The following is a 14,344-nucleotide window of genomic DNA, read 5'->3' as shown; positions in this document are numbered from 1 at the left end:
GGGTATCGGTATGAAGACGGTCGCGGCGGTCGACCTCGGCGCGTCGAGCGGGCGCGTCATGGTCGGTCGCGTCGGCCGGGACACGCTCCAGATGCGGGAGGCGCACCGGTTCGAGAACCGGCCGGTGCGGATCGGCGGAACGCTGCACTGGGACGTGCTGGCGCTGTATCAGGGGATTGTCGACGGACTGCGCGCGGCCCGGCAGGTGGACTCGGTGGGCGTCGACAGCTGGGCCGTGGACTACGGGCTGCTGGACGCCGACGGTGCGCTGCTCGGCAACCCGGTGCACTATCGCGACGCGCGGACGGAAGGTGTCGCCGAGCGGGTGTGGAAGCTGATGCCCGCCGAGGCGCTGTACGGCGTCACCGGGATTCAGTACGTGCCCTTCAACACCCTGTATCAGCTTGTTGCGGCGCGCGGGTCGGAGGCGTTGGGCGCGGCCCGGCAGGCGCTGCTGATCCCGGATCTGATGGGGTACTGGCTGACCGGGGTCGCCGGTACCGAGGTGACCAACGCCTCCACCACGCAGCTGCTCGACGCGGTCAGCCGGACCTGGTCGGCCGAGGTGGCCGAGCGGGTGGGCGTGGACGTCGGGCTGTTCCCGCCGCTGCGTCAGCCGGGGTCGCGGATCGGCGACCTGCTGCCGGCGGTGTTGGAGCAGACCGGTCTGCGCGGGCCGGTCCCGGTGACCGCGGTGGCGTCGCACGACACGGCGTCGGCGGTGGTCGCGGTCCCGGCCGTGACGGGGGGGCGGTTCGCCTATATCAGTACCGGAACATGGTCGCTGGTCGGGCTGGAGCTGGAACGCCCCGTTCTGACCGAGGCCAGCCGGCTGGCGAATTTCACCAACGAGGCCGGGATCGACGGGACGGTCCGCTACCTGCGCAACATCATGGGATTGTGGCTGCTTCAGGAGTGCGTGCGGGAGTGGAACACCGACCTGCTGGCGCTCTTGGCCGCCGCAGCCGAGCAACCGCTCCTGCGTTCGGTGATCGACGCCGCCGACCCCGGCTTCCTGGCGCCGGGCCACATGGCCGACCGCATCCGCGAGGCGTGCCGCACCGCCGGCCAGCCGGTGCCCGGCACGCCGCCGGAAGTCACCCGCTGCATCCTGGACTCGCTCGCACTGGCCCACCGGCGCGCGATCCAGGACGCGCAGCGGCTCGCCGACCACCCGGTGGACACGGTGCACGTCGTCGGCGGCGGGGTGCGCAACGCGTTGCTGTGCCAGCTGACGGCCGACGCGTGCGGACTGCCGGTGGTGGCCGGGCCCGCCGAGGCCGCGGCGCTGGGGAACGTGTTGGTGCAGGCACGGGCGCTGGGCGTGGTCGGCGAGCTCGGGGCGGTGCGGGACTTGCTGATCCGCACGCAGCCGCTGACGCGCTATGAGCCGACCGGAGATCGGGCGGCGTGGGATGCGGCCGCGGCCCGGCTGGCAGCGACGAGCAGCTGAGCCCGCGCTCGCTCACCTCTGAAGACCAGCAGCCGCTAGCGCGTCGGCCGAGCAACTGGTGTTGCTACTGTTTGGCGTGCTGCTGCAATGCGATGAAGGGGGACGAAGGATACGGGCTCTGACGAGCACCGCACCTTCAACTATCGATGACGGGTGGAGCGGGCTACGCGGTCGGCGGCCGGTACCGGTTGGACGACTTGATCGGCCAGGGCGGGATGGGGCGGGTCTGGCGTGGCTACGACGCCAACCTCGACCGCGTCGTCGCCATCAAGGAGCTGACGATTCCCGAGGGCATCGCCGCCGACGAGCGGGCCGAGCTCGTCGAGCGGGCCGTGCGCGAGGCCCGGGTCGCCGCCCGGCTCCGGCACGACGGCCTGATCACCGTGCACGACGTCGTGCAGGACGGCGGTATCCCGTGGATCGTCATGGAACTGGTGCCAGGGGGATCACTGGCCGGGGAGATGGCCGATCACGGTGCGCTGCCGTGGCGGCGGGCCGCCGAGATCGGGATGGTGGTCGCCGACGCGCTCGGGCATGCGCACGTCAGCGGCATCGTCCATCGCGATCTGAAGCCGGAGAACGTGCTTCTGGCCGGATCACGTGTGGTCATCGCCGATTTCGGGATCGCCCGCGTCCTGGAGTCCGCCACGCATCTGACGCGCACCGGCATGACGCTCGGCACGCCGCACTACATGGCGCCGGAGCTGATCGAGGGTCACGAGGCCACGGCCGCCGTCGACCTGTGGTCGCTCGGCGCGATGCTGTACACGCTGGTCGAGGGGCGGCGGCCGTTCGACGCGCCGACGCTCACGGCCCTGTACGCCGCGATCCTCACCAAGGCACCCGAGCCCGCGGCCAACGCCGGGCCGTTGGCCCCGCTGCTGATCCGGCTCCTGGACAAGGACCCTGCGAAGCGTCCCGATGCCGTCGAGGCGGCCGGGATCCTTCGATCCGCGGCCGGTCGGGCCGCTCTGGCGCCGGGCGAGGCCGACCGGCAGCCCGTACCGGAGACGATGGTCGCGGTGCGGGCGCCTCATGCCGGCGCGGCATCGCACGTGGAAGCAGCATCCTCAGGACTGTCCGCGTCGGGAAGCGCGCCGGAGGTCCACTCGCTGTTCATGTGCGGTCCGGGACAGAGGATCGAACGCGCCTGGCTGATCCCGGTCACCGACTACGTCGAGCCGTCGGTCGCGATCTACCTCCAGGGCACGGACGACCTGCACGGTTCTTGGTCGCAAGCGACACTCCAGATCCCGTTCGCCGCGGACCGCAACCGCCGACTGCTGGAGTTGGCGCCGTCGCGGGACGACGCCATGCTGACGCTCGGTCCGGGAATGGCCTCTGGTGCGGCAGCCCTGACTGTGGACCGCGCTCAGGCCCGTCAGGTCCTGGCTCTCGCCGATCTGGTGAACAACACGATCAGCCCCACTGAGCTGGGCCCGTTGCCCAGCCGGGTCGAACGGTTCACCGCCGGCACTGTCTTCCGGACAGCCGGGCGTCTCGGCGTCGCGGTGACCGGGCCGGGTATCGCACCGGCTGCTCGGGTCGGCAACGGCCAGTGGCGCAGGCTGCCCGGCGGTTTCCAGCCGATGCGGCTGGCCTCCGCCGCCGACTCCGTCGTCATCGGCTGGCACGGCGACGCTCGCCGTCCGGGCGCCAGAGCCGTCGCCTGGAACGCCGAGTCCTGCCGGACTCTGTACACGTTCGACGATCGCCGCATCGTCACCGGCGTGGCGGTGTCGCAGTCCGGCTCCCTCGTCGCGGTGAGCAGTCCGGCTGGGATCAGTCTCTACCGCCCGGCCACCGGCGAGGAGCTGACGCACCTGCCGCTCACCGGCGCCGGTGCACTGTCCGGACAAGGCGTTCTGCTCCTCGACGACCCCACGGGACGGCCGAGGGTGACGCACGTCCACGGCCGGAGCGTCCGGCTGTGGGACATGAGTACCCGCGAGTTGCTGGCCGAGTTGCCGCTGCCGAACGAGCCGATCCTCGCCGCTGCCCTCCTGCGTACCGGAGCGGCACAGGCGATCGTCGTCGCGACACCGTCGCGGGTCGCGGCGATGGAGTTCCCGGCGAAGATCTGACAGCGTGCCCGCCGAACAACTCGGGTATCCGGTAGTCGAATCTGGGGCGGCTCGTAGCCGCCCGCACCCACCCTCACGCCCCAGCCACCGCGACCCCGGCCGCCGGCACTGAAGCCTCCTCCTCGACCTCCACCATCTCCGCCGATTCCACCGGCAGCGTCAGCGCCACCTCGAATCCCCCGTCCAGCGTCCGTCCCGCTGAGAGCTCCCCGCCGTAAAGCGCCGCTCGCTCACGCATCCCGGTGAGCCCGACCCCCGACCCGCTGTGCCGCGACGCCTGCGTTATCGCCGCCGCCGGGATGCCCGAGCGCCGGGTTGAGACCGGGTGCGTTCCGGTGTCCGTGATAGTGACCCGGACGACGTCGGGTTCGTACTCAAGGCGCACCTCGACCGAGGATCCCGGCGCGTGCTTCAACACGTTCGTCAGCGACTCCTGCACCACCCGGTACACGCACAGCTCGATCCCGGCCGGCAAAGTGCGCTTCCGTCCAGCCACCGTGTAGCGCGACGGCGTGCCCGACAGGCCCACCCGCTCTATCAACACCGGCAGCTGCGCGATCCCGGGCGCGGGCGGGTCGGAGGTGTGGGCCCGCGCGCCCTCGTCGTCGTCCGGTCGCAGCAGGCTGATCAGCCGCCGCAGCTCCGCGAGCCCCTCGCTCCCGACTTCCGATATCGCCCGCAGCGCCTGGTCCGCGGTCTCCGGCTCCTTGTCGATGACGAACCGCGCCACGCCCGCCTGTACCGCGATGACCGACAGGTGGTGCGCCGTCACGTCATGCAGTTCCCGGGCGATGCGGATCCGCTCCATCAGCACCGCGCGCTGTTCGCGGTCCCGGTGCTTGCGCTGCTCCTGCTCCTTGTACGCGGCCAACAGCGCGCGGCTCTCGGCCAGCTGCCGGGCCCCGTCAGCGATCAGCGCCACGGCCGTGACCCACAACGCGGTGCCCAACCAGATCCACAGATGTGAGCCGGACCACGAGCGGAAGTGATCGAATAAGAGCTCTGCATAAGTCACCGCCGCCGCCAGGGCCGCCCACGGCCGCGCGAGCCGGGCCCCCACCGTGAACATCGCGAGCAGCAACAGGGCCTGGGTTAGGCCCAGGCGGTAGTTGTACGCCTCGTAACCGGCCGTCAGGGCCGCGCAGGCGGCGAGCACCGATAAGGGGAACCGCCGCCGCAGGATCAAGGCGGCGCCCAACGCGAGGATCAGTGTGATCGCGATGCCGTCGATGTGCCGGCCGCCGTGCGAGGCCAGCGCGGGATGCGGCTTGACCGAGGTCGCCACCGCGATCCAGGTGCCGGCCGCGGCGATGGCGAGATCCGCCAGCAGCGGGGGCAGTTGGGCCGGGCGGGGTATCGACGCCAGGGATTTCGCGGCGTCGTGCATGCGGAGCATCCAGCCAAACTAGGGAGCACATCCGGGCTTTGTCCTCAGTTGGGGCCGGGTTTCAGCCGAACGAGGGTAAACCTTTGCGGTAGCCGGACCTGCTGCGGTAGATAGAGATCGGATCTTGATTGTCAACTCAGGGGTAACGCGGCGGACCGATCCGGCCTGGAACCCTGGACCTTTGCACGGTCGCGTAGCGTCGTGCGGTGTAAGTGTTGGGAACAAAACTGGGTGGCAGGCGATGAGGTTCGTCCATCGGGACGCTGGGGTCGAACGCGATATGGAGCTGCGGCTCGGCCGCCAGGACGCGGTGGTGGGAGACCTGGCCACCGCCCTGGGCGGCTACGGCGGCGCCCTGCTGATCGACGGCCGGCCGACCGCGCCGGCCACCCCGCTGAGCGCGTCCGGGCTCGTCACGGGTTCCGAGGTCTCGCTGACCGTGATCCCGGACACCGACACCGGCACGATGTCCGACCGCGGCTTCGTGCTGCGGGTCATCGGCGGCCTGGACGCCGGCCTCTCGGTGCCGCTGCTGCCCGGCCGCTACCGCCTGGGCCGCGGCGAGCAGGCCGACGTCCGAATAGACAGCCCGGATCTGTCGCGGCTGCACTGTGAGATCGACGTCACCCGGGACGGCCTGGTCCGGGTCCGCGACCTCGGCTCGCGCAACGGCACCGACGTGAACGGCCAACGCCTGACCGGGCCGGCGCGCGTCGGCCCGCAGGACATCGTCTCCGCGGCCGGCCGGGTGCCGTTCCGGATCCTCCCGGCCACCGACCTGGGCCCGGTCCAGTACGTCAACCCGGCCCACGAAGCCGGCCCCGGCGGGACCCTGCCGTTCAACCGCGCGCCGCGCCTGGCCGCCGCGGCCGAGAGCGCGCCGATCAAGTTGCCGCAGGCGCCGAAGCGCTCCAACTCCCAGCCGTTCCGGGTCACCACCATCGTCGCGCCGATCATCCTGGCCGCCGTGATGGTGATGATCATGAAGAACCCGGCCTTCGCGCTGTTCGCGATCTTCAGCCCGATCATGATGATCGGCACCCAGATGGAGGACCGGACCCGCGGCCGGGTCGGGCTGCGGCGCGGCAAGCGCGACTACGTGGCGCGGCTGACCGAGGTCCACGACGAGCTCCAGGAGCGCCGCGAGGGCGAGGAAGACCGCCGGCGCGAGGACTACCCCGACCCGGCCGAAGTCCTCTACCGCGCCTCGGTTCCCGGCCTTCGGCTCTGGGAACGCCGCCGCGGCGCGGCCGACTTCCTGCGCCTGTCCGCCGGATTGGCCGACCAGAGCTGGGCACCGCCGGTGGATCACGGCCGGCGCACCGGTACGGATCAGGAACCTGATCCGGCCATCGCCGACGCCATCTCCGAGGCCTCCTGGCTGAACCAGGTCCCGGTGGCCGTGAAACTGGCCGACGGCGGTGTCCTGGGCCTGGAAGGCGACCGGGCGGCGGCCCTGTCCGCGGCCCGGTCGCTGCTGTGCCAGGCGGTCACCGAGAGCGGTCCGGCCGACGTCGCGGTCGCGGTCTTCGCCGACGACGACCGCATCGCCGACTGGGACTGGACCAAGTGGCTCCCGCACGGCGCCGACCCGCGTTCCGGGGCCTCGCGCTACGTCGCCGTCGGCGCCGAACACTGCGAGACCCTGGCCCGCAGCCTGCTGGCCGAACTCGCCGACGCGAACGCCGGTCCCGGCGGCTACGGCGCCGGGCGCTCCGCCGACCCCTCCGCCGCCGGCATGCCGACCCTGCTGCTCATCGTCGACGGCGCCACGCTGCTGGAAGGCCGGCCGTGCGCGCTGCGCGACCTGCTTGGCGGCCAGGCCGGACCGGTCGCGGGGATCGTCCTCACCCGTCGCCTGCCCGCGGTCTGCACCGAGGTCCTGTCGGTCTCGGCCGACGGTTTCGGCCGGCTGCACCGCGTCGCCTCCGGCCAGCGCGTCGATGACGTCCTGGTCGCCGGGATGACCCGGCCCCGGGCCCGCGCCGTGGCCCGGGCGCTGGCCCGGTTCGAGGACCCGGAGGTCAAGGCGGCCGGCGCCGGACTGCCGGACCGGATCAACCTGCTGCCGCTGCTGCACCTCGACGGCGCCCTGGACGCCGCCCTCGCCGACCGCTGGCGCAGCACGGTCGGCACCCTGCGGGCCCGCGCCGTGCTCGGCGTCACCGACCACGGCGAGTTCGAGGTCGACCTCGACGACGACGGCCCGCACGCGCTGTTCGCCGGTACCACCGGCTCCGGCAAGAGCGAGCTTCTGCGAACCCTGATAGCCGCGCTCGCGGTCGGCGCCGACCCCGAGCACCTGACCTTCGCGCTGGTCGACTACAAGGGCGGCGGCGCGCTCGACGAATGCGCGCGGCTGCCACACGTCGTCGGTCTGGTCACCGACCTGGACGAGCAGCTGGGCGAACGGGCCCTGCGCTGCCTGGAAGCCGAACTGCGGCACCGCGAACACGCACTGCGCGGCGTGGGCCTGAGCCACGTGCGCGACTACCAACGGCTGCGCGACACCCAACGCCCGGACCTGGAACCGATGCCCCGCCTGATCGTGGTCATCGACGAGTTCGCCACCCTGGTCAAGGCCCTGCCCGAGTTCGTCGACGCCCTGGTCAGCATCGCGCAGCGGGGCCGCAGTCTGGGCATGCACCTGGTGATGGCCACCCAGCGGCCCTCCGGCTCGGTCAACGACGCCATCAAGAACAACGTCAAACTGCGCCTGGCGCTGCGGCTGGAGAGCAGCGCCGACTCCGCCGACGTCATCGACTCCCCGGTCGCCGCGAGCATCGGCAGCCGACAGTGGGGCCGCGGGTTCTACCGGGTGAGCGCGGGGGAAGTGCTGCCGGTGCAGACCGCGCTGTCCACCGGCGTCACTCCCGTGGACAACGGCGCAGGCCGGCTGTCCCTCCTACCCTTCAGGTTGACATCGGGGGAGCGCGCCGGGGCGGTCGCGACCCAGGAGCTCACCGCCGCCGGCCAGCCGACCGACCTGGCCCGGCTCGTCGAGGCCGCGCAGCACGCCAGCTACTCGGCCGGCTTCGCGCAGCCCCGGCGGCCCTGGCCGGACCCGCTGCCGACCGCGATCCCGCTGCACGAACTCGGCCCGGCCGCCAAGGGCCTACAGACCGACAGCACCGGCCTGGCCGCGTACGCCCTGCTCGACGACCCCGACCGGCAGGCGCAGTACACGGTCGGCTGGGACCCGGCGGTCGGCAACATGCTGATTTACGGCGGCGTCAACTCCGGCACCACCACGGCGCTGACGGCGCTCGCCTTGTCCGTGGCGGCCGCCGAGGCGCCCGACCGCCTGCACCTGTACGTGCTGGACCTCGGCTCCGGCGCCCTGGCCCCGCTGCAAGGCCTGCCGCACACCGGCGCCTACATCGGCCCCGGTGACCGGCCCCGGCAGGTCCGCTTGATCAAGATGCTGCGAGCCGAACTGAACAACCGCAAGGCCGGCGGCTCCCTGCGCGACCCCTACGACCCCGGACCGCCGCGCGTCATCGTGCTCATCGACAACGTCGGATCGCTGCGCTCGGAGCTGGAGAAGGACTTCGGCGGCATGCAGGTCCTGGACGACCTGGAACGGGTCTACGCCGACGGCCCCGCGGTCGGCCTCTACATCATCGCCACCGGCGACCGCCTCGGCGCGATCCCCGGCGCCTGGGGCGCCCTGAGCCGGCAGAAACTGTTGCTGCGCCTGGCCGACGCCACCGACTACGGCAGCTTCGACGTCCCGCGCCGCGCGGTGCCCGCGGCGGTGCCGGGCCGCGCCGTGGTCGTCGCCACGCGCCAGGTCGTGCAGATCGGCTACCCCGGCGCCGACCTCGCCGCCGCCGTCAGCGGCGTCGCGACCCGCTGGACCGGGGCGCCGCGCACCGCCAACAAGGTCCGGCTGCTGCCCGAGGTGATCCCGATCGACCGGATGCGCCGGGCCGGGGTCGCGGCCGCCACCGGCGGCGAACCCTGGTCCATCCCGGTCGGCTTCACCGACAGCGCCCTGGCTGCCGCCGTCCTGCGGCTGCACGAACACGAACACGGCCTCATCGCCGGACCCCCGCGCTCGGGCCGCAGCAGCGCCCTGGTCGCGATCGCGCACATGGTCCTGACCGGCGCCGAGCCGCCGGCGCTGGTGGCGTTCGCGCCCCGGCGCTCGCCGCTGCGCGATCTGCCGCCGACGGTCACCGGCTGCACCGAGTACACGGAGCTGGACCGGGCCCTGGAGTCCGCGGGCGAGCGAGCTCTCCTCCTGGTTGACGACGCGGACACGGTCACCGACACCCTGGGGGTGATCGACCGGTTCCTGGCCAAGCCCGGCCGGCACGTGATCGCCGCCGGCCGCAGCGACGGTATCCGCCGGCAGTTCGGCCAGTGGACGCAGAAGGTCCGGGAGGCACGCTGCGGCGTGCTGCTGGTCCCGGACCACAACCAGGACCACGACCTGCTCGGCACCCCGCTGCCGCGGCACAGCCCGATGGCGCCGCTGCCCGGCCGGGGCTACCTCATCTGCGACGGCACGATCGAGGGAGTGCAACTAGTGCTGGCGACACCCGGCGACTTCTATAACGAACGCGGTAGCTCGGAATTACACCGCTCGTTAGACGACCGGACGACTGGATGGTCCTAACTTTGTGGTCGTACCGCCGAGGGATTCCAAGGCGTACCAATAGCCAACCGGCGAACCCCGTCCCAGGCGGATCCGCCGAACGAACGAAGATGGAGCGTCATGATGACTGACGGCGGCACTGTCAAGGTCACAGCCGAAGCGCACCTGCACATCGGCCAGCTGCTCAACCTCCTGCAGGGCCCGCTGGGCGACGTGCTCTCGCAGATCACCTCGCACGGCCTGGCGCTGACCGACCCCGCGGTCTGGGAGGGCCCGGCGGCGTCGCTGTTCAGCAGCACCATCTGGCCGGCGGCCCAGCAGCAGCTGGACACCGTGCGCGCCACCCTCATGGAGCTGCAGCAGCAGGTCGGCGGCGTGCTCGGCAACGTCACCCAGGCCGGCAGCAGCGGCGGCCTGCCGGTCGTCGGCTCGCTGCCGGTGGTCGGCGGCCTGGTCAACGGCCTCACCTCGGGTCTGTAAGACTTCCGGCCTGACGCGCCGGTTGGAGCGAGCGAGCGGACTGAACTGAACAGCAAGCACCCACCCGGCGACGGCGGTGGTGTGGCGGCACGGAAAGAGCGTGCCGCCACGCCACCGCCCCGTCGTGCTTTGCCGGGGATATCGCGGATGTCGTGGAACGGACGGGAACGCAGGTCATGACACGCCATAGTGGTTCGATGGGTACAGCGCCACAGACGACTCCGGTTCTGGAGACGCCCGAGCACGTCCCGGGATACCGGGACTTAGCGCGCATCGGGCACGGCGGCTTCAGCGTGGTCTACCGGGCCGTGCAGGAGTCCTTCGAGCGCGACGTCGCCCTCAAACTGCTGACGATCGTCGGCCCGGACGAGGACGCCCGGCGCCGGTTCGTGCGCGAGGTGCGGCTGGCCGGCCGGCTCAGCGACCACCCGCACGTGGTCACCGTGCTGGACACCGGGACCACGGCCTCCGGACGGCCGTATCTGGCCATGGACCTGTATGACGGCGGGTCCATGAAGCAGTGGCTGACCCGGCGCGGCCCGCTCACCGGCGCCCAGGCGGCCGGGGTCGGCGCGAAGATCGCCGACGCCCTGCACGCCGCGCACGCCCTCGGCGTGCTGCACCGGGACGTGAAACCCAACAACATCCTGGTCTCCCGGTACGGCGAACCGGCTCTGGCCGACTTCGGAGTGTCCTGGCTGCTGGACGCCAGCAACTCCTCCTCGGTGCTCGACGTCTTCTCCCCGCAGCACGCCGCGCCGGAGCTGATGACCCGCGGCGTCCCGACCGCCTCCTCCGACGTCTACGCGCTCGGCTCGACGCTGTACGAGCTGATCGCCGGCCGGCCCCCGTTCGGCGGTGCCGGACAAGACGTACGCCGGACCATCTATCTGGCGCTGAGCGAACCGGCTCCGTTGCTGGACTGCCCCGACCTGCCCGGCCTGGCCGAAGTCATCGACCGGGCCATGGCCAAGGAGCCCGCCGACCGGTTCCCGGACGCGGCCGGCTTCGGCCGCGCTCTTCGGGCCCTGATACCGGACGGGGTCTCGACCGCGCTGGTGATGGCCGACCCCCTCGCGGCGACCGCCGGGCTCGCGCTGGAGGCGCCGGACTCGCCCGGGTTCGCCGACCCCTCCCGTTCGGTCGACATGACCGACGCCATGGACCTCTACTCCGGCGCCGACGAGTACGTCTCGCGTCCGGACGACACCATGGTCCGGCCGGACCGGGTGGACGAAGACGCGGTGGTTCCCGGGCCGCGGGGCGGCGGGGGCCGGCGTCGGCCGGACGACCGGCGCGGATCGGATGACCGCCGAGGACCGGACAGCGGCCGGGCCGGCGACGGCGGACGCGGCGGGCGACGCGGCGGATACGGCGAGCGGACCGCGGTGGCCGGCGGTGCACGCGATCGGCGCGGCTTGGGCAAACCGCTGGCGCTCGTCGCGGTCGTCATCCTGCTCGCCGTCGGCGCGTGGGCGCTGGTTCCGTCGAAGGACTCTTCCTCGTCCGGTTCCAAGAACGCCGCCGGTCCCGGCCAATCGCCGACCGCGACCAGCCCCGGGGCGGCGACCAGCGGCTCCGCCGCGGCGCAGAGCAGCACCAGCGGCACGTCCTCGGCGCGGTCCAGCTCCAGCAGTTCGCCCTCCAGCTCTCGCCACTCGACCTCCGCGGAGCCGACGCACACCGTCACCACCACGGCCTCGACCGGGGCCAGCGTCCCGGTGGTCCCGCCGCCCACGGCCTCCTCGACCGGACCGCTGCTGCCGTCCGACTACCATCGCTTCCAGAACTCGGCCACCGGAAGCTGCCTCGCCGGGAGTGCGGGGCTCCAGGCCTGTGCCGACAGCAAGACCCAGGGCTGGCAGTCCAAGGCGCCGGGGATCCTCGGGCTCGGTGCGGTCACCGGGCAGGAGGAGTTGGTCAACGGGGACAGTGGGAACTGTCTGTCCGGCGGCTCCGGCGGCGGTGTGAGCGTCAAGGCTTGCAGCGGGGATCTGTCCCAGGTGTGGTCCAAGACCGGCGGTTCCGGCGGCGGCACCGAACTTCAGAACTCCGCGGACATGCTGTGCCTGAAGGCGTCCGGCGGTTCGGTGGTCGAGGCGATGTGCAACGGGGACGCGAGCGAACTGTGGTCCGAGGACGGCAACGTCTGACAGACTTCAGCAGGTTGTTAACACATGAGCATGAATGCTCCGGTAGCTTCGGGGTAGTGCCAGTGGCGGCGTCGACGGGACGCCTCAGGGATCGACAGGGCGGCGGACGCGGATGGTCAAGGTTCTGATCGTCGACGACCAGGTGTTGATCCGCGCCGGGATGGCGGCCATCTTGCGGGCCGCCCCCGGTTACGAGGTGGTCGGTGAGGCGTGCAACGGCGCCGAGGCGGTCACGATGGCCGCGCTGACCGAGCCCGACGTGGTGCTGATGGACATCCGGATGCCGGACATGGACGGGATCGCCGCCACCCGCGCGATCCTCGGCTCCGGCGCCGAGAAGTTGCCGCACATCCTGATCCTGACGACGTTCGACATGGACGAGTACGTGTACGAGGCGCTGCGGGCCGGCGCGGACGGCTTCGTGCTGAAGGACACCCCGCCTGAGCGCCTGCTCGCGGCGCTGAAGGCGGTCGCCGACGGGGACACGCTGTTCTCCTCGGCGGTGACCCGCCGCCTGGTGCAGGCCTACGTCAAGGCGACCGGCCTCGACGTGGAGCCGGCCGGCCCCGGTCCCGGCGCCGGAGGCATTCCCGGCGGCGCCGCGGACTGGCCGCCGGCCGGTCTCATCCCGCGCTCGCGGCGTTCGGAAGGCCCGTCGTCGGCCGAGCGGGCCGCCCTGGCCGCGCTCACCACCCGCGAGACCGACGTGCTGCGGCTGGTCGCCACCGGCCTGTCGAACGGCGAGATCGCCGAGCGGCTGGTGGTCAGCGAGGGCACGGTGAAGACGCACCTGAACCGCGCGATGGCCAAGCTGCACCTTTCCAGCCGGGCCCAGGCCGTGGTGTTGGCGTACGAGTCCGGTCTGGTGGTCGCCGGGCAGCCGCAGCCTCAGGCCTGACCGCGGATTCCCGTTCCCTTACTGCGGAATCGCAACACGCAACACCGTCGATATCGCCTTGGAGGACCGGTCCCGGCGCGAGACTATTAGCGTTCCTCTCACGGGCGTTGCGAGTCGCGAGGAGTCGGACGTTCGTCGGTCTCGCGGGATGGGGGTACGGAAATGGTCAACAGTCTTACTTCGCGATCTCGGGTCCGAGTCGGCGGGACCGTCCTGGCGGGTCTTCTTCTCGCCGCGTCGTTGGCGGCCTGCGGAAGCTCAGGCAGCTCCGGCTCGAACAACAGCTCCTCGGACCAGTCGACGGACTCGGGCTCGTCCGGCGACTCCGGTTCCGGCGGTGACACCCCGTCGGCGCCGCCCAGTCCCACGGTCATGAGCTCCGCGGCTTACGAGCAGAGCCTGACGAGCGTGAACGCGCAGCTGGCCCCCGACGTCGCGGCGGTCGTCAACGCCGAGACGCCGGATGCGGCGAAGACCGCGTTGAGCAAGCTGTCCACGGACGCGCAGAACCTGTCCGGCGGGCTGCCCAGCGACCCGCCGGACACCCTGTCCGCGCCGACCCAGCAGCTCTCGACGGCGCTGGGCACCCTGTCGACCTCGGCCGACTCCACGGCGAGCGACGTCGGCTCCGCGGTGTGCACGTCGGCCTCGGCGCTGGCCGAGTTCACCCGCTCGGACGGGGCCAAGGCGATGCGGGACGCGGCCACCGCGCTGGGTTCCGTCGACCCCGCCTACGGCAAGGACGTCGCGGGCTTCCTGCCGGCGCCGATCGCCGACCAGACCCGGCAGCTGGGCAACGGCCAGGTGCTGCGGCACTCCGACGGTCCGGGCTCGCTGACCATCAACAACTCCGGCACCGACGCCGTGGTCACGCTGACCAAGGTCGGGACGAAGACCCCGGTCGCCTCGGTCTACGTGCGGGGCAACGCCAACACGACGCTGAGCGACATCCCGGGCGACACCTTCGACATCTACGTCTCCTCCGGTACCGACTGGGACAGCGCCGCGCAGAAGTTCACGCGGCAGTGCTCTTTCTCGAAGACCGATTCCACGTGGGACTTCAGCGACTCGGACTGGAGCCTGACGCTGACCCCGGTGGTGAACGGCAACCTGACGGTGTCGCAGCTGGGTGCGGGGGACGCGCCGAACCCGTGAGCCGTGCTCGACCTTTGAGACCTATGCGTGAACTGAGATTTGTCCGTGGATTGAGCTCAGTGAGCTGATAGCTGTGAACTGAAACCGGTGCCGGGGCAGGGGCTGGCGCCGGATCAGTGTCGGGGTGGGAG

The 14,344-nt window shown here is 71.8% G+C and carries 8 protein-coding genes; 7 read left to right on the top strand and 1 reads right to left on the bottom strand.

Annotation, left to right across the window (positions count from 1 at the left end):
* Positions 1-10 precede the first annotated feature (10 nt).
* Together IZR01_RS29620 and IZR01_RS29615 are read left to right on the top strand one after the other, a co-directional pair.
* The gene (locus tag IZR01_RS29620; protein ID WP_194925774.1) at positions 11-1,453 is read left to right on the top strand and encodes a rhamnulokinase; all 1,443 of its coding nucleotides are present in this window, start codon (positions 11-13) and stop codon (positions 1,451-1,453) included.
* Positions 1,454-1,599: 146 nt separating this feature from the next.
* Entirely contained in the window at positions 1,600-3,537 is a 1,938-nt protein-coding gene (locus tag IZR01_RS29615) for a WD40 repeat domain-containing serine/threonine protein kinase (RefSeq protein ID WP_194925768.1), read from the top strand.
* Positions 3,538-3,610: 73 nt separating this feature from the next.
* Here the strand turns inward: IZR01_RS29615 and IZR01_RS29610 are convergent, their stop codons facing one another.
* Positions 3,611-4,933, bottom strand: coding sequence for a sensor histidine kinase (locus IZR01_RS29610; RefSeq protein ID WP_194925767.1), 1,323 nt, complete (start codon positions 4,931-4,933; stop codon positions 3,611-3,613).
* A 232-nt stretch (positions 4,934-5,165) separates the two neighbouring features.
* Here IZR01_RS29610 and IZR01_RS52580 point away from each other — a divergent pair, with 232 nt between their 5' ends.
* The 5 genes from IZR01_RS52580 (at position 5,166) to IZR01_RS29585 (ending at position 14,213) form a co-directional block, all read left to right on the top strand.
* Entirely contained in the window at positions 5,166-9,548 is a 4,383-nt protein-coding gene (locus IZR01_RS52580) for a type VII secretion EssC family protein (RefSeq protein ID WP_267254908.1), read from the top strand.
* Between the two features lie 99 nt (positions 9,549-9,647).
* Entirely contained in the window at positions 9,648-10,007 is a 360-nt protein-coding gene (locus IZR01_RS29600; protein ID WP_194894466.1) for a hypothetical protein, read from the top strand.
* Between the two features lie 197 nt (positions 10,008-10,204).
* A complete protein-coding gene (locus IZR01_RS29595; RefSeq protein ID WP_194925766.1) occupies positions 10,205-12,160 on the top strand; it encodes a serine/threonine-protein kinase in 1,956 nt (651 codons plus the stop codon).
* A gap of 112 nt (positions 12,161-12,272) precedes the next feature.
* The gene (locus tag IZR01_RS29590) at positions 12,273-13,058 is read left to right on the top strand and encodes a response regulator (RefSeq protein WP_194894464.1); all 786 of its coding nucleotides are present in this window, start codon (positions 12,273-12,275) and stop codon (positions 13,056-13,058) included.
* Between the two features lie 372 nt (positions 13,059-13,430).
* On the top strand, positions 13,431-14,213 hold the full coding sequence (locus IZR01_RS29585; RefSeq protein ID WP_194894463.1) for a hypothetical protein: 783 nt from the start codon (positions 13,431-13,433) through the stop codon (positions 14,211-14,213).
* Positions 14,214-14,344 lie beyond the last annotated feature (131 nt).

Origin of the sequence: Catenulispora pinisilvae, from assembly GCF_015356865.1 — a bacterium.
GTDB lineage: Bacteria > Actinomycetota > Actinomycetes > Streptomycetales > Catenulisporaceae > Catenulispora > Catenulispora pinisilvae.
Note: the sequence above shows the minus strand (reverse complement) of the source record. Positions and strands in the feature narration are given on the sequence as shown.

What these genes read in the sequence shown, in the direction of transcription:
- IZR01_RS29620 (WP_194925774.1), top strand. Translation starts at nt 11, where the DNA reads ATGAAGACGGTCGCGGCGGTCGACCTCGGCGCGTCGAGCGGGCGCGTC.
- IZR01_RS29615 (WP_194925768.1), top strand. Translation starts at nt 1,600, where the DNA reads ATGACGGGTGGAGCGGGCTACGCGGTCGGCGGCCGGTACCGGTTGGAC.
- IZR01_RS29610 (WP_194925767.1), bottom strand. Translation starts at nt 4,933, where the DNA reads ATGCTCCGCATGCACGACGCCGCGAAATCCCTGGCGTCGATACCCCGC.
- IZR01_RS52580 (WP_267254908.1), top strand. Translation starts at nt 5,166, where the DNA reads ATGAGGTTCGTCCATCGGGACGCTGGGGTCGAACGCGATATGGAGCTG.
- IZR01_RS29600 (WP_194894466.1), top strand. Translation starts at nt 9,648, where the DNA reads ATGATGACTGACGGCGGCACTGTCAAGGTCACAGCCGAAGCGCACCTG.
- IZR01_RS29595 (WP_194925766.1), top strand. Translation starts at nt 10,205, where the DNA reads ATGGGTACAGCGCCACAGACGACTCCGGTTCTGGAGACGCCCGAGCAC.
- IZR01_RS29590 (WP_194894464.1), top strand. Translation starts at nt 12,273, where the DNA reads ATGGTCAAGGTTCTGATCGTCGACGACCAGGTGTTGATCCGCGCCGGG.
- IZR01_RS29585 (WP_194894463.1), top strand. Translation starts at nt 13,431, where the DNA reads ATGAGCTCCGCGGCTTACGAGCAGAGCCTGACGAGCGTGAACGCGCAG.